Source organism: Streptomyces sp. NPDC006739, from assembly GCF_042869815.1.
GTDB lineage: Bacteria > Actinomycetota > Actinomycetes > Streptomycetales > Streptomycetaceae > Streptomyces.
The window spans coordinates 24,903-49,965 of record NZ_JBIAGM010000017.1; the positions used below are offsets into that span (position 1 = coordinate 24,903).

Here is a 25,063-nt window from a genome sequence, read left to right on the forward strand (position 1 = left end):
ACTCGAGGAGAGTCCCGGAAGAGTCCCCGTGAGTGCCGAGCGTTCGTAAGGACCAGCCGCCCAGCCCACCATCGCAAGGGAGCACGCATGGCAACCCGTGCCGTCGCCCGTCGTCAGTCCGCCCGTGGGGGCACCTCCCAGGCCTTCGGCTCTGGGGGAGAGACGGCCGACTCGGCAAGCAGTGTTCGCGCCCGTGGCGTTCGCAGCCATGGCGGCGAGATCGCCGATCGTGATCTGGTCGGCATGTATCTCGACGAGATCGCGCGTACGCCGCTGCTCGACGCGGCCAAGGAGGTCGAGCTGTCCCAGACCATAGAAGCCGGTGTGTTCGCGCAGCAGGTCCTCGACGGCGAGGAGCAGTCCGCCACGGACGCCAGCCGCGAGGAGCTGGAGGCCCTGGTCGCGGCCGGTGAGCGCGCCAAGGACGTCTTCATCCGCTCCAACCTCCGGCTGGTCGTGGCGGTGGCCCGGCGCTATCCGCGCAGTGGCCTGCCCCTGCTCGACCTGATCCAGGAGGGCAACGCCGGTCTGGTGCGCGCGGTCGAGAAGTTCGACTACCGCAAGGGCTTCAAGTTCTCCACGTACGCCACCTGGTGGATCCGTCAGGCGATCACCCGCTCCATCGCCGACCAGTCCCGCACCATCCGGCTCCCCGTCCACCTGGTGGAGGAGCTGGGCCGCATCCGGCGCGTGCAGCGCGAGTTCAACCGCGAGAACGGCCGTGAGCCGGAGCCCGCGGAGATCGCCGCCGAGCTGGGCGCGACCCCCGAGCGGGTCGTCGACGTGCTCGACTGGGCCCGTGACCCGGTCTCGCTGAACATGTCGGTGGACGACGAGGGCGAGACGCAGTTCGGCGACCTGCTGGAGGACACCTCCGCGGTCTCGCCCGAGCAGTCGGTGCTGACCCTGCTGCGCAGCGAGGAGCTGGACGACCTGATCGGCCGCCTGGACCAGCGCACGGCCTCCATCATCAAGATGCGGTACGGCATCGAGGACGGCCGGGAGCGCACGCTGACGGAGGTGGGCAAGGAGCACGGCCTGACCCGTGAGCGCATCCGTCAGATCGAGAAGCACGCCCTGTTGGAGCTGAAGAAGCTGGCCCGCCAGACCGGCTTCGACGCGGCGGCGTGACGACGGGCCGACCGCGTACGCCCGGTGGCGAAAGACGGCGCAAACATGGCGCTGAACGATCGCTTCAACACCCTGGGCCCAGGGAACAACCCTTCAGGGCCCAGGAGTCGGGCCCCCGCATACTCTTCCTGAACTTCCCCGAGCCACGTCCCGGCGCACACCCCCCCGGCGCCGGGACGCTCCCGGAGTCGGGTTTCGGCGCCTACCCCCCCCGGGCGGCCGGAGCCCGACTCCTTTTTTCCGCACTCACGTCCTGTTGCAGGCTTTCGCCGCCCGTTTCCGGCTTCACGGCACGCTGGAGCGGCGGGCCACCCCGTACCTGAACCCCGGGGTGACCCGCCGAATGGCAGATTCTGCCACAGCGGCATAGCCTGCCGACGTGAGCACCCCGAGCAGCAGTTCCCTCACGGAGCGCCGCAAGGCCGAGACCCGGATGGAGATCGCCCGCGCGGCGGCCGGCCTCTTCGTGCGGCAGGGACTGCGGGCCACCCGCGCCGAGGACATCGCCCAGGCGGCCGGTATCGCCCCCCGCACCTTCTACCGCTATTTCGCCACCAAGGAGGAGGCGGTCGCCCCGCTGTACGCGGCGGGCGCCCAACGCTGGGTGGAAGCGGTCCGGGAGGCTCCCGCGTACCTCTCCGTCCCGCAGGCCCTGGAGCACGCGGTGAACCACACCCTCACCCCTGGCCTCGGCGTCTCGCCGGCCTCCTGGGAGTGGGTCCGCACCCTGGTCCACCTGGCCGATTCGAGTCCGGCGCTGCGCAAGGTGTGGGCGGAGGTGTGCCAGACGTCGGAGCGCACCCTGGCCGAGATCCTCAGGTCCCGCACCCACGGCGACAACGTTGCCGCCCCGGCCCCAGCACCGGCCTCAGCCCCGGCCCCGGCCCCAGCCCCGGCCCCGGCCCCGGCACCGGCCCCGGCCCCGGCCCCGGCCCCGGCACCGGCCCCGGCACCGGCCCCGGCCCCAGCCCCGGCCCCTGCTTCAGTGACCACCCCGGCCCCCGCCGCCGCCCCCGAGCCCCGTTTCACCGCGGCGATCGCCTGCGCGGCCATCCGGGTGGCGGTCGAAACCTGGTCCGCCACCACGGCTCCGCCCTCGGGACCGGAGGGCCCGGCGGCGGCGGCCCTGCGGAACCTGCGGGCGCTCCGCGATTTCGAGTGGGGCGAAGGGCTGTAGCCGAGGCCGCCGGCCGACCGCGGCGGCGCTCAAGCACCCTGCGCCGCGGCACTCAACCGCGCCCCCAACTCCCTTACGGAAACCACCAGTTCCGCAGGCTCTCGGACGACGAACGCGCACCCCGCCATCGCCAGCCGCACCGCCAGCCACTCCATCGGCTCCCCGCTCGACCCGCGCAGCACGCAACCCCCCTCCGCGTCCGGCTCCGGCGCCCCCCACCACCCCGGCACCCGGGCGGCGACCACCTCCGCCGGTGCCGCGAACCGCACGTCGAACTCGTAGGTGCCACCGCCACGCCGTTGCAGCGAGCGTCGCAGGAACTCCGCCGCGCTCCCCGTCGGCAGCTCCCGGGGAGCGAACCGCGCGCCGGTCGCGAACGGCGCGCTCACCCGGTCCACCCGGAACGTCCGCCAGTCCCCGCGATCGAGGTCGTACGCGACGAGATACCACCGCCGCCCGGTCGACACGAGCCGGTACGGCTCCGTCAGCCGCCGCGACTCGCTCCCGTCCCCGGCCCGGTAGGCGAACCGCAACCGCTCGTGCCCCGCCACCGTCGACGCCATCACGGTCAGCGTCTCCGGCGCGATGCTCGCCCCGTCCCCGCTGGTCAACGGTGTGGTCGCGGCCTGCAGTGTGGCCACCCGGTGCCGTAGCCGGGCCGGCAGCACCTGCTCCAGCTTCGCCAGGGCCCGTACCGACGCCTCGTCCACGCCCTCCAGCGCGTGCCCCGCCCCGGCCCGCAGCCCGACGGCGATCGCCACCGCCTCCTCGTCGTCGAGCACGAGCGGCGGCATCGCCTTGCCGGCGACCAGCCGGTACCCGCCGTCCGCCCCCATGCTGGCCTGCACCGGATAGCCCAGCTCCCGCAGCCGGTCGATGTCGCGCCGCACGGTACGGCGGGAGACGCCGAGGCGTTCGGCCAGCTCGCCGCCGGGCCATTCGCGAGGGGTCTGGAGGAGGGAGAGAAGTTGGAGGAGCCGAGCCGGAGTGTCCGTCGTCATGACCGCGAGCATGCCGTACAACTAGGACACGATCTGACCTATACGCGTCCTACCTTGAGGACATGACCTCCACCGAACCCCTCCCGAGCGTTCAGCCGGCGGCGGGCGACCGCCGTCGCTGGTTCGCCCTCGCGATCGTGATGACCGCCGCCTTCATGGACCTCGTCGACGTCACGATCGTCAACATCGCGATCCCCTCGATCCAGAAGGACGCCGGCGCCTCCTTCAGCCAGATCCAGTGGATCACCGCGGGTTACGCGCTCGCCTTCGCGGCCGGGCTGATCACCGGCGGCCGGCTCGGTGACATCCACGGCCGCCGGCGCCTGTTCCTCGTCGGTATCGGTGGCTTCACCCTCGCCTCCGCCCTGTGCGGCTTCGCCGCGAACCCGGAGATGCTGGTCGCCTCCCGCATCCTGCAGGGCGGCATGGCGGCGATGATGGTGCCGCAGGTCCTGTCGATCGTGCACGCGACCTTCCCGCCGCACGAGCGGGGCAAGGTGTTCGGCCTGTTCGGGGCGATCGTCGGCCTGGGCGCGGTCTCCGGTCCGCTGCTCGGCGCGCTGCTGACGGAGTGGAACCTGTTCGGTCTTCAGTGGCGGCCCATCTTCCTCATCAACCTGCCGGTCGGCGTCGTCGCCTTCCTCCTCGGCCGCCGCTTCATCACGGAGTCGAAGGCACCCCGGGCGCTGAAGCTGGACCTGGTGGGCGTCGCCCTGGTCACCCTCGGCCTGCTGATGCTGCTCTACCCGCTCACCCGGGGCCGCGAGCTGGGCTGGCCGCTGTGGGGGTACGTCTCGATGGCCGGCGCGCTCGTCGTCTTCGCGGCGCTGGTGGCCTACGAGCGGCGCAAGGCGGCCCGTGACGGCTCCCCGCTGGTCGAGCTGTCCCTGTTCCGGGTGAAGAGCTTCGCCGCGGGCATCGCCGTACAGACCGTCTTCGGTGTCGCGCTCGGCGTCTTCTTCCTGGTCTGGACGCTGTACATGCAGATCGGCCTGGGCTGGAGTCCGCTGCGGGCCGGTCTGACCGGTGTGCCCTTCTCGATCGCGGTCTCGGTGGCGGCCGGGATGTCCGTGCAGAAGCTGGTCCCGCGCTTCGGCCGCAAGGTGCTCCAGGCCGGTGCGCTGGTGATGGGCGCGGGCGTGCTGATCTACCTCGCCGAGGCGCGCCACTACGGCCTCGGCATCGCCTCCTGGCAGATGGCGCTCCCGCTGGTCGTGATGGGCGCCGGCATGGGCCTGATCGTGGCCCCGCTGACCGACGCGGTGCTCTCGGACGTGCCGCGCGAGCACGCCGGTTCCGCGTCCGGCCTGATCAACACGGTGCAGCAGATGGGCAACGCGCTCGGGCTCGGCCTGGTGTCCGTGGTGTTCTTCGGGGTCATGGGCGACCGGCTGACGCCCGCCGAGGTGGGCCCGGCCTTCGTCAACGCCTTCCAGCACGCGCTGGTGTGGGTGGCGGCGGTCATGGGCGTGATCTTCCTGCTGATGTTCGCCCTGCCCGGGCGGCCGGCGCAGCACGTGGAGGGCGCCGGGGCGGACGTCCCGGTGGAGGAGAGGGAGCCGGAACTCGTGGGCTGAGCCGGCGAGTTCCCGAGTCCCGAGTTCCCCGGTCCCTGAGTATCCGGGTCCGCGAGTCCTTCCGTGAGGGGCCCGGCGCCGAGTGGCGCCGGGCCCTCGGTCTTTTGTCGGTCCCCGTCCGGAAGTCCGTTCATGCCCGAATGGAATCCGTACCTGTTTACTTTTCGGACATCCGGGCGTAGCCTCCGAGGCGAAACCACAAGTTCGGGCATGACTCGGAGGTGAACGGACATGTACGCACCCGAGCGGCAGCAGGAGATCCTCCGCATCGCCCGCGACGGCGGCCGGGTGGACGTGCTGTCGCTGGCCGAGGAGTTCCAGGTCACCGCGGAAACGATCCGCCGGGATCTGAAGACCCTCGACCGCGCGGGTCTCGTCCGCCGGGTGCACGGCGGTGCCATACCGGTGGGACGCCTCGACTTCGAGCCGGATCTCGCCGAACGCGAGGGCACGGCCGCCGACGAGAAGGACCGCATCGCCAAGGCGGCCCTCGCCGAGCTGCCGGCCGAGGGCACGATGGTCCTCGACGCCGGTACGACGATCGCCCGCCTGGCCGGGGCCATCCCCCTGGAGGCGTCGCTTACGGTCGTCACGCACTCCCTGCCCATCGCGGCCCGTCTCGCCGACCACCCGGGCATCCAGCTCCATCTGGTCGGAGGCCGCGTACGGCACCGTACGCGCGCCGCCGTGGACGCCTGGGCGCTGCGCGCGTACGGCGAGATCCGGGCGGACGTGCTCTTCATCGCCGCCAACGGCTTCTCCGCCGACCACGGTCTGACCACCCCGGACCTGGCCGAGGCCGCCGTCAAGCGGGCGGCGATGGCCGCCGCCCGCCGCGTGGTCCTCCTCGCCGACTCCGCCAAGCACGGCCAGGAGCACTTCGCCCGCTTCGGCTCCCTGAGCGACGTGGACCTGCTGATCACCGACAGCGGGCTGAGCCCCGAAGACGCCACCGCGATCGAGCGCGGCGGCACGGAAGTAGTGCGCGCATGATCCTCACCGTCACCCCCAATCCGTCCCTCGACCGCACCTACGAGGTCCAGGCACTCAAGCGCGGCGAGGTCATCCGCGCCGAGACCGAGCGCATGGACCCCGGTGGCAAGGGCGTGAACGTCTCGCGCGCCGTCACTGCCGCCGGGCAGCGCACGGTCGCCGTGCTGCCGCTGGGTGGTGCGCCGGGCGCACTGGTGGCGGACCTGCTCGACGCGCAGGGCATCGAGGTCGCGCCGGTGCCGGTCGCCGGAGCAACCCGCTCGAACATCGCGCTGGCGGAGGCGGACGGGGTGCTGACGAAGATCAACGCGCCCGGTCCGGAGCTGTCGGCCGAGGAGCAGGAGCTGCTCCTGGAGACGGTCAGGGCGCAGTCGGGCGACGCGGACTGGATCGCCTGCTGCGGGAGCCTGCCGCGCGGCCTCGCGCCCTCCTGGTACGCCGAGGTCGTCGCGCGGGCGCACGCCGGGGGCGCGCGCATCGCGCTGGACACCTCGGGGCGGGCGCTGCTCGAAGCGCTGCGCGAGCGCCCGGATGTGGTGAAGCCGAACGCCGAGGAGCTTGCGGAGGCCGTCGGACGGCCCCTGGCGACCGTGGGCGACGCGGTGAAGGCGGCCGAGGAACTGCGCGAGATGGGCGCGCGCGCCGTCCTCGCGAGCCTGGGCGCCGACGGGCAACTGCTGGTCGACGACGCGGGCGCCTGGTTCGGCAGCGCGCGCGTCGACGCCGTCCGGAGCAATGTGGGTGCCGGCGACTCCTCCCTCGCCGGTTTCCTGATCGCGGGCGGCAGCGGCCCGGAGGCCCTCGCCTCCGCCGTGGCCCACGGCGCGGCGGCCGTCCGGCTGCCGGGCAGCGTGATGCCCACCCCGGACGACCTGGACCTGGCGGCGGTGACGGTCACGGCCCGGGTTCCGGTGGACCGCGAACTGACGGAGCCGGTGTCATGACCGCCCGACCCACCGAGCGCCGTACGGCGGCCGCCGCCTCCGTCCCCGCCTCCCTCACCCCCTCCCCTCACAGCAACCCCGTCCCCACCCTCGTCCCCACCCCCGCCCACCCCGCTTCACGGGCGATACGCGTGCGAAGGAGCCCGCGATGAGCGACATGATCACCGCGGACCTGGTCGACCTCGACCTGTCCGCCGATACCAAGGAAGCGGCGGCGCGCGCCCTCGCCGAGCGCATGGTGGCCCTGGGCCGGGTGACCGACCTGGACGGCTTCCTCGCCGACGTGGCCGCCCGCGAGGCACAGATGCCGACCGGTCTCGACGGCGGCATCGGCATTCCGCACTGCCGCAGCGCCCACGTCACCGAGCCGACGCTCGCCTTCGGGCGCAGCGCCGCGGGCGTCGACTTCGGCGCGCCGGACGGCCCCGCCGACCTGATCTTCCTGATCGCGGCCCCGGCGGGCGCCGACGACGCCCATCTGACGATCCTGTCCTCGCTGGCCCGGCAGCTGATGAACGCCGAGTTCACCGACGCGCTGCGGTCGGCGGGCGACGCGGCCACGGCGGCCGCGCTGATCCGCGGGGACGAGACGCCGGCCGAGGCGCCTGGTTCGGCCGAGGCGCCCGGTTCGGCCGAGGCGCCTGGTTCAGCCGAGGCGCCTGGTTCGGCAGGTGCCGCCGGTGTGGCCGGTTCCGATGACTCCGCTGCGGCGTCGGCGGCGGCCTCCGCCGACGTCGCAGCGGGCACCACCCAGGAGGAGGCGGGCGCGAGCCCGCGCCCCTTCCGCGTCGTCGCCGTCACCTCCTGTCCGACCGGCATCGCCCACACCTACATGGCGGCCGAGTCCCTGGAGAACGCGGGCCGTGACGCGGGCGTCGAGGTCGTCGTCGAGACGCAGGGCTCGGCCGGTTTCACCCGGCTCGACCCGGCGGTGATCGCGGCGGCGGACGGCGTGATCTTCGCGCACGACGTCCCGGTACGCGAGAAGGACCGTTTCGCCGGCAAGCCCACCGTGGACGTCGGTGTGAAGGCGGGCATCAACCGCCCGGCCGAGCTGATCTCCGAGGTCCGGGGCAAGGCCGCGCGCGGTGAGGTGACGGCTGCTGCCGCTTCCGGTGGCACACCGGTCGAGCGCGCCGGTGACTCCACCGAGGGTTACGGCACCAAGCTGCGCAAGTGGCTGATGTCCGGCGTGAGTTACATGGTCCCGTTCGTCGCGGCCGGCGGTCTGCTGATCGCCCTCGGCTTCGCGATCGGCGGCTACAAGATCAACAAGGCGCCGTCGGTCATGGACCACTTCGTGTGGACCCAGACCGACAGCTGGGGTGCGCTGCTCTTCCAGATCGGCGTGGTCTCCTTCGGCTTCCTGGTCCCGGTCCTGGCCGGTTACATCGCGTACGGCATGGCGGACCGGCCCGGTCTGGTGCCCGGATTCGTCGGCGGCGCGATCTCGGTGACCATCAACGCGGGCTTCCTCGGCGGCCTCGCGGCCGGTCTGATCGCCGGTGGCGTGGTGCTGGCCATCCAGCGGGTCGGTATCCCTCCGGCGTTGCGCGGCATCATGCCGGTGGTGGTGATCCCGCTGATCTCCGCGGCGATCGTCGGGTTCCTGATGTTCGTGGTGATCGGCAAGCCCATCGCCTCCGCACAGAAGGGCCTGACCGACTGGCTGAACGGTCTGACCGGCACCAACGCCGTCCTCCTCGGCGCCCTGCTCGGCCTGATGATGTGCTTCGACCTCGGCGGCCCGGTCAACAAGGTCGCGTACACCTTCGCCACGGCGGGCATCGCCGTCTCCAGCCCCAGCGACTCCGCGATGAAGATCATGGCGGCGGTCATGGCGGCCGGTATGGTCCCGCCGCTGGCGATGGCGCTGGCCACCACCGTGCGCGGCAAGCTCTTCACGCAGACCGAGCGGGAGAACGGCAAGGCCGCCTGGGTGCTGGGCGCCTCCTTCATCTCCGAGGGCGCCATCCCGTTCGCCGCGGCGGACCCGCTGCGGGTGATCCCCTCCGCGATGGTGGGCGGCGCGATCACCGGCTCCCTGTCGATGGCCTTCGGCGCCACCCTGCGCGCCCCGCACGGCGGCATCTTCGTGGTCCCGCTGATCGGCAACCCGTTCCTCTACCTGCTGGCCATCGCGGCCGGCGTCGGCGTCACGACGGCGCTGGTCGTCCTCCTCAAGGGCATGCGCAAGCCCGCCCCGGGGGCAACGGCCGGCGAGTCGACGACGGGCCCGGCCACCCCGGCCAAGGGGACGAAGCAGCCGGTCGCGGCCTGACCGGCCGCCCCTCTTGTCCCTTTGGCGCGCTGTGAGTTGTTCACGGCACCTGCGAGATACGTCACGGTCCGGGACCAAAGTCCCGGACCGTGGTGTCTACTGGAAGACATGCCTGACCACGTCTCGACCCTCCAGCTGGCCGGCGGGGCCGTCCTCACCGTGGCCGCTGTCGCCTGGCTGATCGGCGTGACCCATCTGCTGCGCCGCGTCCGCCGCGAGGCCATGACGTGGTACGCCAGCTCCGCGCTTCCCACCCTCCCCGCACTCCCGCGCCAGCGCCGCCCCGGCCCCCCACGCGAGGCCGTCGAACTCACCCCGGCGGAACAGGACGCCTTCGCGGGCCTGCTGCGGCAACTCGACCGCCCCTGACGGACACCGCAGACCGCCCCGGGCTCGCCGACCGCACCACCGGGCCGGACCGGCCGGGCCGGGTCACCGGACCTGCCGCGCCGCCCGCCGCTCCATGGCGTCCCGCGCCGCGCTCTCCGTCGCGTACACCTCGCACATGTGCCGTCCGTCCGGCGTCGCCGTGTGCTCGACCTCCCACAGGGACAGCTCCCGGCCGTCGGACAGCAGGAACGCGTGCTCGTAGAGCTGGAAGCTCAGCCCGGCCCGGCCGGCCCGCCCCGGCCGCCCGAACGCCTGGGTGATCTGGTGCGCCGCCGCCGTCGCCAGCAGCGCCGCCGTCTCCCCGTCCGGCCGGTCGGCGTTCTCCGCACGGCGCAGCAGCCTGCGCGCGTGGTCCGCCGAGTCGTCGGACGCGTACACGTGCCGGGGCTCGGGGATCGACGACAGCTGCATCAGCACCGGCAGCTCGAAGTCCGGAGTGTCCGGCGGCAGCGGCAGCCGGGCGGTGGCCGCGCGCAGCTCCTCCTCGTCCACATACACCTCGTGCTGCGGGTCGCCGCCCGGCACGGTGTTGTGGACCAGCTCCCACAGCGTGACCGCGGCGCCGTCGGCGAGCAGCCAGGTGTGCCGGTACGTCTCGCGGTGCAGGCCCGAGCTGTGGTGGGCGGAGTGCAGCGAACTGTCGTGCGCCAGCGCGCAGTCGAGGCGCTGTATCGCCTCGTCGGGCAGTTCGAAGGAGTTCAGGGCACGCCCCAGGAGCCGCGTGAGGTGCTCCTCCGGAGACTCCGGCGACTCCGCTGGTTCGTACGCTGCCGTCTCGTACGGAACGCTCAAGGCTTCTCCCGGCGTTGCTGCATGTCACCTTGTGGGTGCATACCGTAGCCCCTCGGTCGGACATCATGTCCGGGAACCGAGAAAACGTACGCCGGGAAAACGCGCGGGCCGCGCGAAGAATTCCCGCGCGGCCCGATCATCCGTCAAAAGCTGCCGGTCAGGCGGCACTTCCGGCGGTCCACTCGCTCCAGGGCAGGTTCCAGCCGTTGAGCCCGTTGTCCGGGGCGACGGTCTTGTCGGGGGAGTGCTCGACGATCACCACGTCCCCGATCAACGAGTTGTCGTAGAACCACTTCGCGGTGGTGTCGCCCTGCGCGCCCTGGACGTCGGCGAGCCCCACGCAGCCGTGGCTGGTGCCCTCCCGGCCGAAGGGCGGGTTGCTCGGGCTGTACCAGTAGTTGCCGTGGATGAAGGTGCCGGTGTCCGTCAGGCGCATCGCGTGCGGCACGTCGGGGATGTCGTACTCGCCGCCGAGGCCGACCGTCCGGCTGTCCATGCGGGTCTGCGTGAACTTCTCCGAGATCACCATCTGCCCGTTGTAGGTGGTGTGCTGCGGGCTGCCCGTGGAGACCGGGATCTTCTTGACGGTCCGGCCGTCGCGCACCACGGTCATGGTCTGCGTGCCGGCGTCGACCGTGGAGACCTGCGAGCGCCCCACGGTGAAGGTCACCGTCTTCTTCTGCACGCCGTAGACACCGCCGGTGCCCTGTACGCCGTCCAGGTCGATCTTCATCGTGACCTTGGAACCGGCCTTCCAGTACGTCTGCGGCCGGAAGTCCAGCCGCTGCGCCCCGAACCAGTGCCCCACCACCTGCTGGCCGCTGCTGGAGCTGACCGTGATGTGCGACTGCACGGCCTTCTTGTCGCTGATGGCCTTGTCGAAGGTGAACGACACCGGCATCCCCACGCCCACCGTGCTGCCGTCGTCCGGCGTGTAGGTCCCGATGAAGCTGTTCGCCGTGGAGACGGTGCTGAAGATGGAGTTGGCCGCAGCGGTACGCCCACCCGCGTCCTTCGCGGTCGCGGCTATCTCGTACTTCGTGCCGCGCTGCAGCCGCTCCTTGGGCTTCCAGCTGCCGCCGTCCGCCGACATCACCCCCGGAACGGCCTGACCCGACCCGGCCACGGTCATCTTCACGTCGGTCAGCCTGCCGCCGCTGACCTCGACCCCGGTCGCGTTGACGGACGCGTTGGTCGAACCGTCCTTCGCCGAGATCACTATCTTCGCCGTGGACGTCCTGACGGAGTCGGTGCGGCCCTTGCCGCCCTTGCCGTTCTCGTCGGTGGCGTTGGCGCTGCCGCCGCAGGCGGTCAGGGTGAGGGCGCCGACCATCAGGGCGGCACAGGCCCCCAGTACGCGCCGCGCTGCAATGTCCGGCGTTGTCACGGGCTGCTCCAGTCTCATGTCATGTGGGTGATCCGCTCCAGTGCGTGGAACAAGAGGCGACCGGTGCGCGCACAGGTTCCCCCCGTTCCCGTTGAACGCCATCACGTGACGAAACCGCGACAATCCCTCAGGTCACCGGCTCCCGTACAACTCCTCGTACGACGGCCACACCCCGCCCGGCCCGTCCACCGGCCCGGCGGCACGCACGGCCCGCACGATCGCCCGCGTCACGACGTCCGCACCGGCCGCGAGGACGTCGTTGAACGCGAAGGGCCCCCCGGCGTCGAGCGGACGCTCCCCGGTGGCCAGCGTGAACACCGTGTCCCCGTCGTGCAGCAGGTGCACCGGGCGTACGGCGCGCGCGATGCCGTCGTGCGCCGTGCCGGCCAGCTTCTGTGCCTGGGCCTTGGTGAGGTCGGCGTCGGTACCGACCACCGCGAGCGTCGTGTTGAGCGGAGGGGGAGCGTTTCTCGGGACTGTCTCGGCCCGACGCCTGAGCGCGGCCTGGTGCACGGGCTCCGGCGGGTACTCCACGCGCCCCTGGAACAACTCCCCGTACAGCACGCCCGTCTCCGGGTCCAGCACCGATCCGGCGGCGTTGGCGACCACCAGCGCGCCCACGGTGATCCCCGAGCCGAGCACGGTGCTCGCGCTCCCGACCCCTCCCTTCAGCCACCCCACGGCGGCCCCCGTGCCCGCCCCCACGCACCCCTGCGGCACCGGCGCGCCCGGCACGCTCGCGGCGGCCGCCTCCACCGCCGCCCGCCCGGTCGCCGCGTCCGGCCGGGCCCGGAAGTCGCCGCCCCGCCCCAGGTCGAAGACGCAGGCGGCGGGCACCACCGGTACGACGTGCGCCGGATCCGTCCCCACCGGCACCCCGCGCCCGCGCTCCTCCAGCCAGGCCATCACCCCGGACGCGGCGTCCAGCCCGTACGCGCTGCCGCCGGTGAGGACCACCGCCTCCACCTTCTGCACCAGGTTGCGCGGGTCCAGGGCGTCGGTCTCCTTCGTCCCCGGCCCGCCACCGCGCACGTCCACGGCGGCGACGGCACCGCCCTCGGGAGCCAGCACGACCGTGGTGCCGGTGAGCCAGCCCTCGCCGCGGCGAGTGGCGTGCCCCACCCGCAGCCCGGTGACGTCCGTCAATGCGTCAACAGTCATGGGGGCCAGTCTGGCCCAGTCCGCGGCGCGCCCGGCCGAGCCGGCGACCGGAGCCGCTCCCCTGGGGCGGCGATCACCAGGAGCCGTACCCTTGACGCATGAGCACCGCCCCCGAATCCCGCCCCGACCCCACCCCGGAAGCGGCCCGCGAGCGCGAGCCCGAGCCGCGCTCTCCGAAGCCCGCGCTGGTCTTCGACGACCCGCTGAGCCGGCCGTCCTCGGACGACACGGACCGCGGGTGGGGCGAGGGGGCCGACGGCGACAGCGCCGCCGACCTCAGGCGCTTCCTCGACGAGAAGCCGCCTCACCACATCTAGGGCCTGTCGCCCCAGCGGGCGTCGTGGCCGGTGCCGCCCCGGGCGACCAGCGCGTCCCGGATCTCCTTGAGCACCTCCAGCTCGGTCACCTCGACGACCTCGCGCGTGCCCTCCCGCGCCCGCTTGCGGGCCTCCTGCCGGGCCAGGTACTTCGACATCGGCAGGACCATCAGGAAGTAGACGACGGCTCCCGTGATCATGAACTGGAGCGTGGAGCCGAGCACCGAGCCCCACATGATCTGGATGCCCTTGGTCCCCTTGCAGGACGCGCTCAGACACGAGCTGTAGTTGTCGAGGTTCGTGGTGCCTATCGCGCCGACCAGTGGGTTGATGATCCCCTTCACCACCGAGTTCACGATGTTCGTGAAGGCGGCGCCGATGACCACCGCGACCGCCAGATCGACGACGTTGCCGCGCATCAGGAAGGCCTTGAAGCCCTGCCAGACGCTCGCTTCGTTCTTCGCGCTCACCTAGGGGACTCTCCTCGCGTGCAGGTGTGGAACAAAACGCTCCGCAACCTACGGCACGGCTCGGCACAGTGTCACCGCCAGCCTCGCCGTCGCACTCACGCCGACGAGCCGGGCCGCCGTCGAGCGCGGCACCGAGAGCACGACCAGCGCCCCGCTCTCGGCCGTTCCGTCCACCGGTTCCGGCAGCCGACTCACCCGCGCCGCACGCGCGACCACCCGGGCGTCCCGGCCGGTCGAGGGGTCCTCGGCGGCGATGACGTCGACCCGGTCGCCGGGGCGCAGCAGACGGACGGTGGCGGCGTCGGCGATCCGCACCGGCGCCGTCACCACGTCCGGCGCGCCGGATCGCCGTACCGGCTCGGCGACCGGGTGCCCCCGGGGCCGTTCGGCGCGGGGCGGATCCGTCGCGGTGTGCGGCCCCGCCGCCACCAGCGCGGCCGCCGTGACGGCGAGGCCCGCCGCCAGCGCCCGCCTGCGGTGCCGTACCAGCCGCCGCAGCCCGTACCGCCCGCCGCGCACCCGCACGGGCGCGAACTGCGGGATCTCGCGAGTCGCGGGGGCGTCGGTGCCCAGCGGGCGCGGGAAACGGAAGGGCGGCGCGAGGTCGGAGAAGGACGGAGGCCGGGACCGGGAAGCGAACGGAGACGGATGCGGGGACCGGGCTGGATGCGGGGACGGCGGGGAGAACGGCATCGGGGACCACCACCTGCGACGAGGATTTCGGCTTGCGATGCCACGATGAGGCATCGCGCCGCTTCCCGCCGGAGCCGGTGGACGACGCACGTCCTGTGGACAACTCGCCCACTCGAACGGGACGTTCCGCCCCTCGGCGAGACCTGCGCCGGCCCGCTCCCCGCGCCGCTACGGCAGCTCGAAGCCCGGATCCATCCCGCCGAGCGCGCTCGTGCACAGGCAGTCCCGGGCGTCGTTCTCCGGCAGTGCCGCCACCGCGTCGAACAGCACGCCCCGCAGCCGGTCCACATTGGCCGCGAAGACCCGCAACACCTCGTCGTGCGAGACGCCCTCACCGGTCTCCGCCCCCGCGTCGAGGTCGGTGACCAGCGTCAACGACGTGTAGCACAGCTCAAGTTCACGGGCGAGCGCCGCCTCGGGATGGCCGGTCATGCCCACCACCGACCAGCCCTGGGCCTGGTGCCACAACGATTCGGCACGGGTCGAGAACCGCGGCCCTTCGATCACGACGAGGGTGCCGCCGTCCACCGGCTCCCAGTCCTGCCCGCGTGCCGCCTTCAGCGCGGCGGCCCGCCCGGCGGGGCAGTAGGGGTCGGCCAGGGAGACGTGCACCACGTGGGGCACCGTGCCGTCGGGCAGCGGCAGTCCGTCGAAGTAGGAGTTCGGCCGGGACTTCGTACGGTCCACCAGCTGGTCCGGTATGAGCAGGGTGCCCGGCCCGTACTCGGGGCGCAGACCGCCCACCGCGCACGGGCCGAGCACCTGACGGGCCCCGACGGACCGCAGGGCCCAGAGGTTGGCCCGGTAGTTGATGCGGTTCGGGGGCAGATGGTGACCGCGTCCGTGCCGGGGCAGGAAGGCGACCCGCCGGCCGGCCACCTCGCCGAGGAAGAGGGAGTCGCTGGGCGGCCCGTAAGGGGTGTCCACCTGGATCTCGGTCACGTCGTCCAGGAACGAGTAGAAGCCGGAGCCGCCGATTACACCGATCTCCGCGTTCGCCATGTCGTGAGCCATGTCGTGAACACTAGCTGGCCCCGAAAACGCCGGGGAGCCGGTGCCGGGGAACGCCCGAGACCCCGCCGTCGCGGGGACGGCGGGGTCTCGGGGAGGTGTCTCAGGCGGCGGAGCTGCTGGTGGAGCTCGACGACGAGGACGACGACGAGGAGGAAGACGACGTCGACGAAGACGAAGGCTTCGAGTCGGACGACGGCTTCGACTCGGACGACGAGCCGCTCGACGGCTTCGACGCCGGGCTGCTGCTCGACGAGGAGGAGCCGCGGCTGTCGTTGCGGTAGAAACCGGAGCCCTTGAAGACGATGCCGACGGCCGAGAACACCTTCTTCAGGCGGCCACCGCAGTTGGGGCACTCGGTCAGGGCGTCGTCGGTGAACTTCTGCACCGCCTCGAGGCCCTCGCCGCACTCGGTGCACTGGTACTGGTAGGTCGGCACTGTCTTCCTCCTGGCACTCTCACTCAATGAGTGCTAACGACGATCCATAGTGACGTATTCCGGGGGATCAGTCCACTGTCAGCGGCACTCGGTGACCGACGCCACGTGCGACCGTGCGGTTGCGGGACGGTGTGACCAGCAGCGAGCGCAGTGCGATCAGGGTCGCCAGGGCGAGTACGGTACCGGCCATCGGCACCAGGAATCCGGCACCGTTCCACCAGCGGTCCTCCAGCTGTCCGGCGACGGTGACCGCCGCCGCCTGGCCGAGGGCGACCGCGCCGGTCAGCCAGGTGAACGCCTCGGTGCGGGCGCCGGCCGGGACGAGATTCTCGACCAGGGTGTAGCCGGTGATCAGGGCCGGTGCGATGCACATGCCGACCAGCAGGCCGAGGGCGGCCAGGAGGAGCACCGAGTGCGCCGTCCACAGGGCCGAGGCGGTCAGCGCGAGTGCCGTGTAGCCCAGCACCAGGCGCCGCTGCGGGGCGGCCTTCCAGGCGATCGCGCCGCAGACGATGCCGGAGAGCATGTTGCCGGCGGCGAAGGTGCCGTACAGGACGCCGTTCAGGCCCGGCTCGCCGATCGACTCGGTGAACGCGGCGAGTCCGACCTGCATCCCGCCGAAGACCGACCCGATCCCGAGGAAGGTCACCACCAGGACCCGTACTCCGGGGACGCGCAGTGCGGAGCCGCCCTCCACGCGCGCGTGCCCGGCACCGTCGGTCACCGGCGGCTGGGTGCTCTTGCGCGCGGCGAACAGCAGACCGCCGACCAGGGTCAGCGCCGCCTCCGTGACCAGGCCCGCGGCCGGCGCCACGGTGGTGCACAGGGCGGTCGCGAGCAGCGGTCCGAAGACGAAGGTCAGCTCGTCGGTGACGGACTCGAAGGCCGCGGCGGTGGGCATCAGGGGAGAGTCCTGCAGCAGCACGGCCCAGCGGGCCCGCACCATGGGGCCGATCTGCGGGACCGAGGCGCCGGTCGGCACCGCCGCCGCGAACAGGGCCCACAGCGGCGCGTGCGCCAGGGCGAGCGCGGTCAGCGTCAGGCCCGCGACGGTGTGCACGAGCACGCCGGGGACCAGGACCGCCCGCTGTCCGTAGCGGTCCGCGAGACGGCCGCTGTAGGGCGCGAACAGTGCCATGGAGACGCCGGTGGCGGCCGCGGCGGCGCCGGCCGCGCCGTAGGAGCCGGTGGTGTGCTGCACGAGCAGCACGATGGAGAGGGTGAGCATCGCGAACGGCTGGCGCGCCGCGAAGCCGGGGAGCAGGAACGTCCAGGCGCCGCGGGTGCGCAGCAGCCGGCCGTATCCCGGGCGGGGCGAAGCCGCCGGGGTCTTCGACGGCTCGGTGGTGACCGTGGATTCCACGGCCCGTGCCTTTCTGCCGCCTGGTAGCGCGCCCGTGCGGGGGCGCCGAGAGCTGTCCTCTTGCGCGGAACTGCGGTAGATGCCGGTGCCCGCCCGCGGGGGGCCCGGCCGCCATACGGTCGCGCCAGCTCTGCGTCAGGCAGAGTTGGTCCGATCAGGTTTGCGGTTCCTTCATCCTACAGGGATCAAGGCCGCGTACACCTGTGAAAACGAGCACCATGGCGCCGTTCACCTGGGATTGGCGCGGGTGTGAACCGTATGAAACGCACCCTTAACGTACGCCCGCGCCCGCACCGTTCGTCCCCAGCCAGCCGGCCAGCTTGCCGCCGAGCGCCACCGCGCGCAGACGGCGTTCCGCGGCGTCCCGGACGGGGTCGGTGGCGACCACCAGGAGCTCGTCCCCGTGCCGCAGCACCGTCGTGGGCCCCGGAACAAACGATTTTGCGTCACGTACGACGAGCGTGACGGCGGCGCCGGCCGGCAGCCGCAGTTCGTTGACCTCCACGCCGTGCATCCGCGATCCCTCGGGTATGGAGACGGACAGCAGATGCCCGCGCAGCCGCTCCAGGGGCGCCGACTCGATGCCGAGGTCGGCCGCCTCCCCCTTCTCGCCGAGCCGCAGCATGCGCGCCAGCCAGGGCAGTGTCGGGCCCTGGGCGAGGGTGTAGACGACGACCAGCACGAAGACGATGTTGAAGATGCGGTGGCTGGAGTCGACGCCGTTCACCATGGGGATCGTCGCCAGGATGATGGGCACGGCGCCGCGCAGACCGGCCCAGGACATCAGGAGCTGCTCCTGCCACGGCACCCGGAAGGGCGCCAGGCTGGCCACCACGCTCAGCGGTCGGGCCACCATGGTGAGCGCCAGTCCGATGACCAGGGCCGGCCATATGTCGTCGCCCAGCTCGTGCGGGGTGACCAGCAGGCCGAGCAGGACGAACATGCCGATCTGGGCGATCCAGCCGAGTCCCTCGGCGAATCCGCGGGTGGCGGGCCAGTGCGGCAGCTTGGCGTTGCCGAGCATCATCGATGCCAGGTAGACGGCGAGGAAGCCGCTGCCGTGCGCCAGGGCGCCGGCCGCGTACGCGGTGACCGCGATCGCCATCACCGCGATCGGGTAGAGGCCGGAGGCGGGCAGAGCCACGTGCCGCAGGCCCCAGGAGCCGAACCAGCCCACCGCGCAGCCTATGGCCGCGCCGATGGCCAGCTCCAGGGCCGTCTCGCCGAGCAGGACGTACCAGTGGGCGACCGGGCCGGCCGTGGAGAAGGCGACGACCAGGATGACCACGGGGGCGTCGTTGAAGCCGGACTCCGCCTCCAGGGTGCCCGTCACGCGCGCGGGGAGGGGTATTTTGCGCAGCACCGAGAACACCGCCGCCGCGTCCGTCGAGGAGACCACCGCCCCGATGATGAGCGCCTGCCGCCACTCCAGCCCGACCAGGTAGTGCGCGCCGGCGGCCGTGACGCCGACGCTGACCGCGACCCCGGCCAGCGCAAGGACCGAGGCGGAGGCGAGGACCGGCCTGATCTCGTTCCACTTCGTGCCCAGACCGCCCTCGGCCAGGATCACCACCAGGGCGGCGTACCCGATGACCTGGGTCAGCTCGGCGTTGCTGAAGTGGATGTCCCCGATGCCGTCCTGGCCCATGAGGACACCGATCCCCAGGTACACGAGCAGGCTGGGGAGCCCGCTGCGCGAGGAGATCCGCACCGCCGCGACGGCGACGAGCAGGACGACGGAGCACGCGAGCAGGAGCTGGTTGAGGTGGTGGACAGTCAGCGGCGGTTCCCTTCCTTGGCTCGCGCGCGGGCAACGCGCGGGCTCACGTACACAAGACCCGAGGCTGCGGCGCACCGCACCCAAGTACTTCGTTACCTTACCTAACTCTTGACGCTTTCTTGACGCTCGGCGAGGCAAGATCGAACGCTCGTGCGCGCCGGTTCCCGACTCCGCGTCAAGTGGCTCGGGGCCCTGCGCCTATGGTTGCTCCAGCGCTCATTCATAGTCACAGCCCGACCTGCCGCTCGCGTTAGGACAGCAAGGACAGCGATGCCCCCCAACACCACCGCCACAACGGGTGACAAGCCCGGCAAGTCCGGCAGGAAGAAGGGGCGCAAAGCCCGTCTGCTCGTGCTGGTACTGGTCCTGGCCGTCATCGGAGGCATCGCCTACGGCGGGTACTGGTCGATCAGCACCGTGCGCGCCTCCTTCCCGCAGACCAAGGGTTCGATCACGCTCGCCGGCCTGTCGGGACCGGTCGACGTGAAGCGGGACGGGTACGGGATCCCGCAGATCTACGCCTCCTCCGACGAGGACCTGTTCATGGCGCAGGGCTACGTCCAGGCGCAGGACCGGTTCTACGAGATGGACGTGCGCCGCCACATGACCTCCGGGCGCCTGTCGGAGATGTTCGGCAAGAGCCAGGTCAAGAACGACGAATTCCTGCGCACCCTGGGCTGGGACCGGATCGCCCGGCAGGAGTACGACACCAAGCTGTCGGCCTCCACCAAGAGGTACCTCCAGGCGTACGCCAAGGGTGTCAACGCCTACCTCCGGGGCAAGGACGGCAAGGACATCTCCCTGGAGTACGCGGCCCTCGGGTTCACCAACGACTACCGGCCCGGCCAGTGGACCCCCGTCGACTCCGTCTCCTGGCTGAAGGCGATGGCCTGGGACCTGCGCGGCAACATGCAGGACGAGATCGACCGCGCCCTGATGACCAGCCGCCTGGGCCCGCAGCAGATCAAGGACCTCTACCCCGAGTACCCCTACAGCCGCAACAAGGCGATCGTCCAGGAAGGCCAGTACAGCGAGCTGACCAAGACGTTCCAGCAGGGCGGCACCACAAGCGGCTCTCAGGGCACGAGGGGCACCACCGGCTCCACCGCCTCCTCCGCGGCCGGTTCGGCCCTCACGAGCCAGCTGGGGGGCCTCTACGACGTCCTGGACAACGTCCCCACGGCGGTCGGCGTGAACGGCCAGGGCATCGGCTCCAACTCCTGGGTCGTCGCCGGAAGCCACACCATCACCGGCAAGCCGCTGCTCGCCAACGACCCGCACCTGTCCGCGTCGCTGCCCTCCGTCTGGTACCAGATGGGCCTGCACTGCCGCACGGTGTCCAGCAACTGCCCCTACGACGTCACCGGTTACACCTTCGCGGGCATGCCCGGCGTGATAATCGGACACAACGCGGACATCGCCTGGGGCATGACCAACTCCGGCGTCGACGTCACCGACCTCTACCTGGAGAAGCTCAGCGGCGAGGGCTACCTCTACGACGGCAAGGTGCGGCCCTTCACGACCCGCGAGGAGACCATCAAGGTCGCCGGCGGGGCGGACAAGAAGATCGTCGTACGCCAGACCGCGGACGGCATGCCGCTGCTCTCCGACCGCGACGACGAGCTCGTGCAGGTCGGCAAGAAGGCCACCGTCAACACCGCCGCGCCCGACCGCGGCGACGGCTACGGCATCGCCCTGAGGTGGACCGCGCTCGACCCGGGCACCTCCATGGACGCCGTCTTCGCCCTCGACCGGGCGGCCGACTGGAGCGGCTTCCGGGCCGCCGCCGCCCTGTTCGACGTGCCCTCGCAGAACCTGATCTACGCCGACACCAAGAACCACATCGGCTACACGCTGCCGGGCAAGATCCCCACCCGCTCGTCCGTCGACGACGGCTCCATCCCGGCGCCGGGCTGGAACTCCAAGTACAAGTGGACCGGCTTCATCAAGCAGGACGAGCTGCCCTACGAGTTCGACCCCAAGCGCGGCTACATCGTCACCGCCAACCAGGCGGTCGTCGACAAGGACAAGTACCCCTACACGCTCACCACCGACTGGGGCTACGGCACCCGCAGCCAGCGCATCTCCGACCTGATCGAGTCCAAGATCAAGGACGGCGGCAAGATCTCCACCGACGACATGCGCCAGATGCAGCTGGACAACAGCAGCGAGATCGCCAAGCTGCTGGTGCCGACCCTGCTCAAGATCAACCTCAAGGACAAGGACGTCCGGCAGGCGCAGAAGCTGCTGGAGGGCTGGGACTACACCCAGGACGCCGACTCCGCGGCGGCCGCCTACTTCAACGCGGTCTGGCGCAACATCCTCAAGCTCGCCTTCGGCAACAAGCTGCCCAAGGAGCTTCGGGTCGAGGGCCAGTGCCTGTGGGTGGACAAGATCGACAGCACCGGCCCGCTGGACGACGACGCCAAGGTCCGCGAGTGCGGCCAGCGCGCCGCCGACCAGGCGCAGCCGGACGGCGGCGACCGCTGGTTCGAGGTGGTCCGCACCCTGATGGACAAGCCGGACAGCGACTGGTGGAAGGCGCCGGCCGGAGTCGGCAACCGCCCCAAGGCCGACAACCGCGACAAGCTGTTCGAGCGGGCCATGATCGACGCCCGCTGGGAGCTGACCGCCAAGCTCGGCAAGGACATCGACACCTGGAGCTGGGGCCGGCTGCACCGCCTCTTCCTGAAGAACCAGACCCTGGGCACCGACGGCCCCGCCTTCCTGCAGTACATCCTCAACCGCGGTCCCTGGAAGCTCAGCGGCGGCGAGGCGACGGTCGACGCGACCGGCTGGAACGCGGCCGGCGGCTACGGCGTCGTCTGGGTGCCGTCGATGCGGATGGTGGTCAACCTCGACGACCTCGACAAGTCGAAGTGGATCAACCTCACCGGCGCCTCCGGACACGCCTTCAGCGCCCACTACACCGACCAGACCGACAAATGGGCCGAGGGTGAGCTGCTGCCCTGGTCGTTCTCGGCCAAGGCGGTCGACGGCAGCACCAGCGACACGCTCGTGCTGAAGCCGTGACCGCCCCCGGTCGGCCGGACCGCGGCTGACCGTCGGGAACGGGCCTCCACGCGCGCGTGGAGGCCCGTTCCTCATGTGGGCCGCCGGAAGCCGGGTCCCTCAGAACCGCCGGACGCCCGACGGGGTCACCACCGCCCGCACCGGCCGGTCGTGCCCCTCCACCGGGACACGCTCGACGACCTCCGTGTCGTACAGCAGCACCACCAGCGCGGGGCGGGCGCCCGCCCGCTCCAGACGCGCCAGCACACGGTCGTACGACCCTCCGCCGCGCCCCAGCCGCATCCCGCGCGCGTCCACCGCGAGACCGGGCAGCAGGACGACGTCGGCGCCGAGCACGGCGTCCGGGCCGAGGTGCTCCCCGGACGGCTCGAACAGCGCCATCCTCCCGCCGTGCCGCACCCGCGCGAGCGAGGCCGCTCCGGCGTACACGCCCCAGTCCAGGTCGTTGTCGGGGAGCAGGGCGGGGAGCAGGACGCGTACGCCCCGCGCGCGCAGCGCGTCGAGCAGCGCGAACGTGCCGGGTTCGGCGCCGACCGAGACGTACGCCGCCACCGTGCGCGCACGCACCAGTTCGGGCAGCTCCAGCGCGCGCACGGCCAGCGCGGCGCCCGCCTCCCTGACGACATCCGCCGTCAACCTGTTCCTCACCGCGAGGAACTCCCGCCGCAACATCCGCTTGTCAGGCTCGTCCACGCGTCCGTCGTGTTCCACAGGTCGTCCTCGCGCCTTTCCCCAATGTGCTCATATGAGGGCCAATGGACCGGAGCCACAGATTCACCGCCAAGGCACCGGATATGGTTGCGGCCATGACTCAGTCGCACCCCAGGATCAGCAAGGCTGTCATCCCTGCGGCAGGCCTCGGCACCCGGTTCCTGCCGGCCACCAAGGCCACTCCCAAGGAGATGCTGCCGGTCGTCGACAAGCCCGCGATCCAGTACGTGGTCGAGGAGGCCGTGTCCGCGGGGCTCGACGACGTCCTCATGGTCACCGGACGCAACAAGCGCCCGCTGGAGGACCACTTCGACCGCAACTACGAGCTGGAGTCCGCCCTGCAGAAGAAGGGCGACGCGGGCCGGCTCGCCAAGGTGCAGGCGTCCAGCGACCTCGCGACCATGCACTACGTGCGCCAGGGCGACCCCAGGGGCCTCGGGCACGCCGTCCTGTGCGCCGCCCCGCACGTCGGGCAGGAGCCCTTCGCGGTCCTCCTCGGCGACGACCTGATCGACCCCCGCGACCCGCTGCTCCAGCGCATGATCGACGTCCAGGAGCGGCACGGCGGCAGCGTGATCGCGCTGATGGAGGTCGCGCCCGAGCAGATCCACCTCTACGGGTGCGCGGCCGTCGAGTCCACCGAGGACGGCGACGTCGTCAAGGTGACCGGTCTGGTGGAGAAGCCGGACGCGGCCGACGCCCCGTCCCACTACGCGGTCATCGGCCGGTACGTCCTCGACCCCAACATCTTCGGCATACTGCGCAAGACCGAGCCCGGCCGGGGCGGCGAGATCCAGCTCACCGACGCGCTCCAGCAGCTGGCCGAGGACGAGAAGGTCGGCGGCCCCGTGCACGGTGTGGTCTTCAAGGGCCGCCGCTATGACACCGGTGACCGTGGCGACTACCTGCGTGCCATTGTCAGACTCGCGTGCGAACGTGAAGACCTGGGCCCGGACTTCCGGACCTGGCTTCGCAGTTACGTAGCCGAGGAGATGCAGCAACGTTGAGCAGCGCCGTGACCCGCCCCGCCGGCCCGGACCGCCTGTGGTCGGTGGACGAGCACCTGGAGGACGTCCTCACCACCGTCCGCCCCCTCGAACCCATCGAGCTGCAACTGCTCGACGCCCACGGGTGCGTCCTGGTCGAGGACGTCATGGTGCCGGTCTCCCTGCCGCCCTTCGACAACAGCTCCATGGACGGGTACGCGGTACGGGTCGCGGACGTCGCGGGCGCGAGCGAGGAGTTCCCGGCCGTCCTGGACGTCGTCGGGGACGTCGCGGCGGGTTCGGCCGGCCGGGTCCGGGTCGGCCCCGGGCAGGCCGCCCGCATCATGACCGGCGCACCGCTGCCGCCCGGCGCCGAGGCCGTCGTTCCCGTGGAGTGGACCGACGGCGGGCTCGGCGAGGGGCCGGTCAGCGGGATGCGGGCCCGCAGTCTCGCCCCCGAGGGCGCCACCGGGCACGTGCGCGTGCACCGGCCGGCCGAGGCACGCGCGCATGTGCGCGCCCAGGGCAGCGACGTGAAGGCCGGCGACCTCGCCCTGGAGGCCGGCACGATCCTCGGCCCGCCGCAGATCGGGCTGCTCGCGGCGGTCGGCCGGGGCACGGTGCGGGTGCGCCCGCGCCCGCGCGTGGTCGTCCTGTCCACCGGCAGCGAACTCGTCCAGCCGGGCGAGGAGTTGGCCGCCGGACAGATCTACGACTCCAACAGCTTCGCGCTCACCGCCGCCGCCCGGGACGCGGGCGCCATCGCCTACCGGGTGGGTGCCGTGGCCGACGACGCGGAGACCCTGCGGTCCACCATCGAGGACCAGCTCATCCGCGCCGACCTGCTGGTCACCACCGGGGGCGTGAGCGTCGGGGCGTACGACGTCGTCAAGGAGGCGCTGGCCGACGCCGGCGACGAGGACGAGCCGGGCGGCGGTGTCGACTTCCGCAAGCTGGCCATGCAGCCCGGCAAGCCCCAGGGCTTCGGCTCCATCGGCCCCGAGCACACGCCCCTGCTGGCCCTCCCGGGCAACCCCGTGTCCTCCTACGTCTCCTTCGAACTGTTCGTCCGCCCCGCGATCCGCACCCTGATGGGGCTGCCGGACGTCCACCGGCCCCGCACCACGGCGACGCTCAGGGCGGAGAAGGCGCTCGGCTCGCCGAAGGGGCGCAGACAGTTCCTGCGCGGGACGTACGCCGACGGTGAGGTGACCCCCGTCGGCGGTGCCGGCTCCCATCTGGTCGCGGCGCTCGCCCAGGCCGACGCGCTGATCGTCGTCCCCGAGGACACGGAGTCCGTCGAACCCGGCACCGAGGTCGAGGTCGTCCTGCTCGGCTAGCCGACTTCGGGCCCCCAGGGCGCCCCCCGGGGGTCCTGACCCGGTGGGCGCGCCGACTTGGCGGTACCGTGTCGCGCACAGCAGGC

The 25,063-nt window shown here is 71.9% G+C and carries 23 protein-coding genes; 12 read left to right on the forward strand and 11 right to left on the reverse strand.

Going from position 1 to position 25,063, the window contains the following annotated elements; genetic code table 11:
* Nucleotides 1-87 precede the first annotated feature (87 nt).
* Nucleotides 88-1,131: an RNA polymerase sigma factor RpoD/SigA gene (locus ACFYMM_RS29670; protein ID WP_388391840.1), complete on the forward strand. Its 1,044-nt coding sequence runs from the start codon at nt 88-90 to the stop codon at nt 1,129-1,131.
* 433 nt (nt 1,132-1,564) lie between these two features.
* Nucleotides 1,565-2,308: a TetR/AcrR family transcriptional regulator gene (locus tag ACFYMM_RS29675; protein ID WP_388392096.1), complete on the forward strand. Its 744-nt coding sequence runs from the start codon at nt 1,565-1,567 to the stop codon at nt 2,306-2,308.
* 29 nt (nt 2,309-2,337) lie between these two features.
* Here the strand turns inward: ACFYMM_RS29675 and ACFYMM_RS29680 are convergent, their stop codons facing one another.
* Nucleotides 2,338-3,309, reverse strand: a complete 972-nt coding sequence (locus tag ACFYMM_RS29680) for a helix-turn-helix transcriptional regulator (RefSeq protein ID WP_388391842.1) — start codon at nt 3,307-3,309, stop codon at nt 2,338-2,340.
* Nucleotides 3,310-3,371: 62 nt separating this feature from the next.
* On the opposite strand from ACFYMM_RS29680, the gene ACFYMM_RS29685 reads away from it, so the two are divergent.
* The 6 genes from ACFYMM_RS29685 to ACFYMM_RS29710 all read left to right on the forward strand — a co-directional run bounded on the left by ACFYMM_RS29685 (nt 3,372) and on the right by ACFYMM_RS29710 (nt 9,473).
* Complete coding sequence (locus ACFYMM_RS29685; protein ID WP_388391844.1) at nt 3,372-4,886, forward strand: MFS transporter; 1,515 nt, start codon at nt 3,372-3,374, stop codon at nt 4,884-4,886.
* A 231-nt stretch (nt 4,887-5,117) separates the two neighbouring features.
* Nucleotides 5,118-5,879, forward strand: coding sequence for a DeoR/GlpR family DNA-binding transcription regulator (locus tag ACFYMM_RS29690; RefSeq protein ID WP_388391846.1), 762 nt, complete (start codon nt 5,118-5,120; stop codon nt 5,877-5,879).
* A complete protein-coding gene (pfkB, locus tag ACFYMM_RS29695) occupies nt 5,876-6,823 on the forward strand; it encodes a 1-phosphofructokinase (RefSeq protein ID WP_388391848.1) in 948 nt (315 codons plus the stop codon). The genes ACFYMM_RS29690 and pfkB overlap by 4 nt, the downstream gene beginning before the upstream one ends.
* Entirely contained in the window at nt 6,820-6,975 is a 156-nt protein-coding gene (locus ACFYMM_RS29700) for a hypothetical protein (protein WP_388391850.1), read from the forward strand. Before pfkB ends, ACFYMM_RS29700 begins: the two co-directional genes overlap by 4 nt.
* Entirely contained in the window at nt 6,972-9,104 is a 2,133-nt protein-coding gene (locus ACFYMM_RS29705; RefSeq protein ID WP_388391852.1) for a fructose-specific PTS transporter subunit EIIC, read from the forward strand. The genes ACFYMM_RS29700 and ACFYMM_RS29705 overlap by 4 nt, the downstream gene beginning before the upstream one ends.
* Before the next feature lie 108 nt (nt 9,105-9,212).
* Nucleotides 9,213-9,473: a hypothetical protein gene (locus ACFYMM_RS29710; protein ID WP_388391854.1), complete on the forward strand. Its 261-nt coding sequence runs from the start codon at nt 9,213-9,215 to the stop codon at nt 9,471-9,473.
* Between the two features lie 63 nt (nt 9,474-9,536).
* Here ACFYMM_RS29710 and ACFYMM_RS29715 read toward each other — a convergent pair whose 3' ends face one another.
* The 3 genes from ACFYMM_RS29715 to ACFYMM_RS29725 form a co-directional block, all read right to left on the reverse strand.
* Nucleotides 9,537-10,286 carry a DUF6227 family protein gene (locus ACFYMM_RS29715; protein ID WP_388391856.1) on the reverse strand — a complete coding sequence of 250 codons (750 nt, stop codon included), beginning with the start codon at nt 10,284-10,286 and terminating at the stop codon, nt 9,537-9,539.
* Nucleotides 10,287-10,443: 157 nt separating this feature from the next.
* A complete protein-coding gene (locus tag ACFYMM_RS29720) occupies nt 10,444-11,673 on the reverse strand; it encodes an Ig-like domain-containing protein (protein ID WP_388392098.1) in 1,230 nt (409 codons plus the stop codon).
* Nucleotides 11,674-11,805: 132 nt separating this feature from the next.
* Nucleotides 11,806-12,834, reverse strand: a complete 1,029-nt coding sequence (locus tag ACFYMM_RS29725) for a P1 family peptidase (RefSeq protein ID WP_388391858.1) — start codon at nt 12,832-12,834, stop codon at nt 11,806-11,808.
* Between the two features lie 98 nt (nt 12,835-12,932).
* Here ACFYMM_RS29725 and ACFYMM_RS29730 point away from each other — a divergent pair, with 98 nt between their 5' ends.
* On the forward strand, nt 12,933-13,151 hold the full coding sequence (locus ACFYMM_RS29730) for a hypothetical protein (protein ID WP_388391859.1): 219 nt from the start codon (nt 12,933-12,935) through the stop codon (nt 13,149-13,151).
* On the opposite strand, the gene mscL is transcribed toward ACFYMM_RS29730, so the two are convergent.
* The 6 genes from mscL to ACFYMM_RS29760 all read right to left on the reverse strand — a co-directional run bounded on the left by mscL (nt 13,148) and on the right by ACFYMM_RS29760 (nt 18,982).
* Nucleotides 13,148-13,621: a large conductance mechanosensitive channel protein MscL gene (mscL, locus tag ACFYMM_RS29735; protein WP_388391861.1), complete on the reverse strand. Its 474-nt coding sequence runs from the start codon at nt 13,619-13,621 to the stop codon at nt 13,148-13,150. The two genes, ACFYMM_RS29730 and mscL, sit on opposite strands and share 4 nt — an antisense overlap.
* Before the next feature lie 48 nt (nt 13,622-13,669).
* Nucleotides 13,670-14,314, reverse strand: a complete 645-nt coding sequence (locus ACFYMM_RS29740) for a hypothetical protein (RefSeq protein ID WP_388391863.1) — start codon at nt 14,312-14,314, stop codon at nt 13,670-13,672.
* Nucleotides 14,315-14,482: 168 nt separating this feature from the next.
* On the reverse strand, nt 14,483-15,316 hold the full coding sequence (locus ACFYMM_RS29745) for an S-methyl-5'-thioadenosine phosphorylase (RefSeq protein WP_388392100.1): 834 nt from the start codon (nt 15,314-15,316) through the stop codon (nt 14,483-14,485).
* Nucleotides 15,317-15,428: 112 nt separating this feature from the next.
* The gene (locus tag ACFYMM_RS29750; protein WP_388391865.1) at nt 15,429-15,764 is read right to left on the reverse strand and encodes an FmdB family zinc ribbon protein; all 336 of its coding nucleotides are present in this window, start codon (nt 15,762-15,764) and stop codon (nt 15,429-15,431) included.
* A gap of 67 nt (nt 15,765-15,831) precedes the next feature.
* Complete coding sequence (locus tag ACFYMM_RS29755; RefSeq protein WP_388391867.1) at nt 15,832-17,127, reverse strand: MFS transporter; 1,296 nt, start codon at nt 17,125-17,127, stop codon at nt 15,832-15,834.
* A gap of 271 nt (nt 17,128-17,398) precedes the next feature.
* A complete protein-coding gene (locus ACFYMM_RS29760; RefSeq protein ID WP_388392102.1) occupies nt 17,399-18,982 on the reverse strand; it encodes a potassium/proton antiporter in 1,584 nt (527 codons plus the stop codon).
* Nucleotides 18,983-19,177: 195 nt separating this feature from the next.
* Here ACFYMM_RS29760 and ACFYMM_RS29765 point away from each other — a divergent pair, with 195 nt between their 5' ends.
* On the forward strand, nt 19,178-21,940 hold the full coding sequence (locus ACFYMM_RS29765; protein ID WP_388391869.1) for a penicillin acylase family protein: 2,763 nt from the start codon (nt 19,178-19,180) through the stop codon (nt 21,938-21,940).
* A gap of 99 nt (nt 21,941-22,039) precedes the next feature.
* Here ACFYMM_RS29765 and ACFYMM_RS29770 read toward each other — a convergent pair whose 3' ends face one another.
* The gene (locus ACFYMM_RS29770) at nt 22,040-22,612 is read right to left on the reverse strand and encodes a 5-formyltetrahydrofolate cyclo-ligase (RefSeq protein ID WP_388392103.1); all 573 of its coding nucleotides are present in this window, start codon (nt 22,610-22,612) and stop codon (nt 22,040-22,042) included.
* Between the two features lie 134 nt (nt 22,613-22,746).
* Here ACFYMM_RS29770 and galU point away from each other — a divergent pair, with 134 nt between their 5' ends.
* Entirely contained in the window at nt 22,747-23,658 is a 912-nt protein-coding gene (galU, locus tag ACFYMM_RS29775; protein ID WP_388391871.1) for a UTP--glucose-1-phosphate uridylyltransferase GalU, read from the forward strand.
* Complete coding sequence (gene glp / locus ACFYMM_RS29780) at nt 23,655-24,977, forward strand: gephyrin-like molybdotransferase Glp (RefSeq protein ID WP_388391873.1); 1,323 nt, start codon at nt 23,655-23,657, stop codon at nt 24,975-24,977. The genes galU and glp overlap by 4 nt, the downstream gene beginning before the upstream one ends.
* The last annotated feature ends 86 nt before the right edge of the window (nt 24,978-25,063 follow it).

Coding starts and splice junctions, on each gene's coding strand:
- ACFYMM_RS29675 (WP_388392096.1), top strand. CDS start 1,565: ATGGAGATCGCCCGCGCGGCGGCCGGCCTCTTCGTGCGGCAGGGACTG.
- galU (WP_388391871.1), top strand. CDS start 22,747: ATGACTCAGTCGCACCCCAGGATCAGCAAGGCTGTCATCCCTGCGGCA.
- ACFYMM_RS29745 (WP_388392100.1), bottom strand. CDS start 15,316: ATGGCGAACGCGGAGATCGGTGTAATCGGCGGCTCCGGCTTCTACTCG.
- ACFYMM_RS29710 (WP_388391854.1), top strand. CDS start 9,213: ATGCCTGACCACGTCTCGACCCTCCAGCTGGCCGGCGGGGCCGTCCTC.
- ACFYMM_RS29740 (WP_388391863.1), bottom strand. CDS start 14,314: ATGCCGTTCTCCCCGCCGTCCCCGCATCCAGCCCGGTCCCCGCATCCG.
- ACFYMM_RS29705 (WP_388391852.1), top strand. CDS start 6,972: ATGAGCGACATGATCACCGCGGACCTGGTCGACCTCGACCTGTCCGCC.
- ACFYMM_RS29730 (WP_388391859.1), top strand. CDS start 12,933: ATGAGCACCGCCCCCGAATCCCGCCCCGACCCCACCCCGGAAGCGGCC.
- ACFYMM_RS29765 (WP_388391869.1), top strand. CDS start 19,178: ATGCCCCCCAACACCACCGCCACAACGGGTGACAAGCCCGGCAAGTCC.
- ACFYMM_RS29700 (WP_388391850.1), top strand. CDS start 6,820: ATGACCGCCCGACCCACCGAGCGCCGTACGGCGGCCGCCGCCTCCGTC.
- ACFYMM_RS29690 (WP_388391846.1), top strand. CDS start 5,118: ATGTACGCACCCGAGCGGCAGCAGGAGATCCTCCGCATCGCCCGCGAC.
- pfkB (WP_388391848.1), top strand. CDS start 5,876: ATGATCCTCACCGTCACCCCCAATCCGTCCCTCGACCGCACCTACGAG.
- ACFYMM_RS29725 (WP_388391858.1), bottom strand. CDS start 12,834: ATGACTGTTGACGCATTGACGGACGTCACCGGGCTGCGGGTGGGGCAC.
- ACFYMM_RS29680 (WP_388391842.1), bottom strand. CDS start 3,309: ATGACGACGGACACTCCGGCTCGGCTCCTCCAACTTCTCTCCCTCCTC.
- ACFYMM_RS29670 (WP_388391840.1), top strand. CDS start 88: ATGGCAACCCGTGCCGTCGCCCGTCGTCAGTCCGCCCGTGGGGGCACC.
- ACFYMM_RS29770 (WP_388392103.1), bottom strand. CDS start 22,612: ATGTTGCGGCGGGAGTTCCTCGCGGTGAGGAACAGGTTGACGGCGGAT.
- ACFYMM_RS29685 (WP_388391844.1), top strand. CDS start 3,372: ATGACCTCCACCGAACCCCTCCCGAGCGTTCAGCCGGCGGCGGGCGAC.